Origin of the sequence: Acetobacter fallax (assembly GCF_011516735.1) — a bacterium.
Taxonomy (GTDB): Bacteria; Pseudomonadota; Alphaproteobacteria; order Acetobacterales; family Acetobacteraceae; genus Acetobacter; species Acetobacter fallax.
The window spans coordinates 1-1,286 of record NZ_WOSX01000120.1 but is presented as its reverse complement, the minus strand read 5'-3'; the positions used below and the strand labels follow the sequence as shown (position 1 = coordinate 1,286).

General features: G+C 68.1%; 2 protein-coding genes. Both read left to right on the top strand.

Annotated elements, in window-relative coordinates:
- The first annotated feature begins 112 nt into the window (after positions 1 to 112).
- Entirely contained in the window at positions 113 to 448 is a 336-nt protein-coding gene (scpB, locus tag GOB85_RS18730) for an SMC-Scp complex subunit ScpB (protein ID WP_242011634.1), read from the top strand.
- Between the two features lie 190 nt (positions 449 to 638).
- Positions 639 to 1,286 (top strand): tyrosine-type recombinase/integrase (locus tag GOB85_RS18725; RefSeq protein WP_338421823.1); only part of this gene is annotated, 648 nt, incomplete at its 3' end.

Here is a 1,286-nt window from a genome sequence, read left to right as displayed (position 1 = left end):
GACCGCTTCGGGTACCTGCATCCCTACTTGTTGCGTGAACCTCAATGTGGCCAGTTCTACAGGTGTTCACTCCAAGCGTACGTAAAATACACTTTCGTGTCGTGATCCCTGGATGTTCCGCACCGCTGCCGATCTCGGCGAGGCGCTGCGGCCCGCGACCCGGGAGCGGCCGCAGCGCCTGCCGCGGGCGGTGCTGGAGGCGCTGCTGCTGATCGCCGCCCGCCAGCCGGTGACCCGGCCGGAGATCGCGAGTTTCCGGGATGCGCCGCTGCCGCAGCAGACGCTCGCGACCTTGCAGGAGCAGGGCCTGATCCGCAGCCCGGGCCGCAAACCGGTGCCCGGGCAGCCGCTGCTGTGGGCGACCACGGAGCGGTTTCTGGCCCTGTATGGCGTGCGGTCGCTGGCCGAGCTGGATCCGCTGCTGGAGGGCCTCAGAGGGCCGCTCTGAGGCGGGGCCGGGCGTTTTTCTGCCGTTTCCTTTAATCACGGATCGAGTTCCTAAGGCGTGGTAATGCCCTCTTACCACGCCTTACAACAGGCTTGCCTTAATCAGACGGGAAGGGCAGACTCCCGCGGGACAACAAGGTGAGGAGAGGTGGAGTGCACCCGGGACAGCTGCCTGAACGTCGTGCGGTTCTGTGAGCGAGAGCGGAGACGATCTTCCCGGACCGGTGCCCGCTGACAGGGCGTCTGACACCGGGGTGGCGTGCGACCCGTCCCCGGGTTCATTGCAGCAGGCGATTGAGGCCGCGAAGGAAACCGCGCGGACGGCCGCGCATGCGCCGGAGACGCTGCGGGCCTACGCCCATGACTGGCAGGATTTCTGTCGCTGGTGTCACGGGCATAATGCTGTTTCGCTTCCGGCCGCCCCGCCGGTCGTGGCGGCCTGGCTGCACGAACTGGCGCCGCGCTACAGCCGGGCATCGCTGAACCGCCGTCTGGCGGCCATCGGCTATGCGCACCGGATGAACAGTCTCGAATGGAGCGCCGGGCATGCCGCGATCCGCGCCACGCTGCGGGCGATCGGGCGGCTGTATGGCCGGCCGCAGAAACAGGCGGCAGCGCTGACCTCGAAGGAAATCCGGAGACTGGTCGCGCCGGAGAAAACCCTGACCGACCTGCGCGACCGGGCGCTGCTGCTGATCGGCTTCGCTGCGGCGTTGCGGCGCTCGGAGCTGGTGGCCCTGACCGGCGGGACGGTCCGGGTCACCGCGACAGGTCTGATCCTGACCATCGCCCGCAGCAAGACCGACCAGGAGCAGCAGGGCGAGGAGGTGGCGATCCCG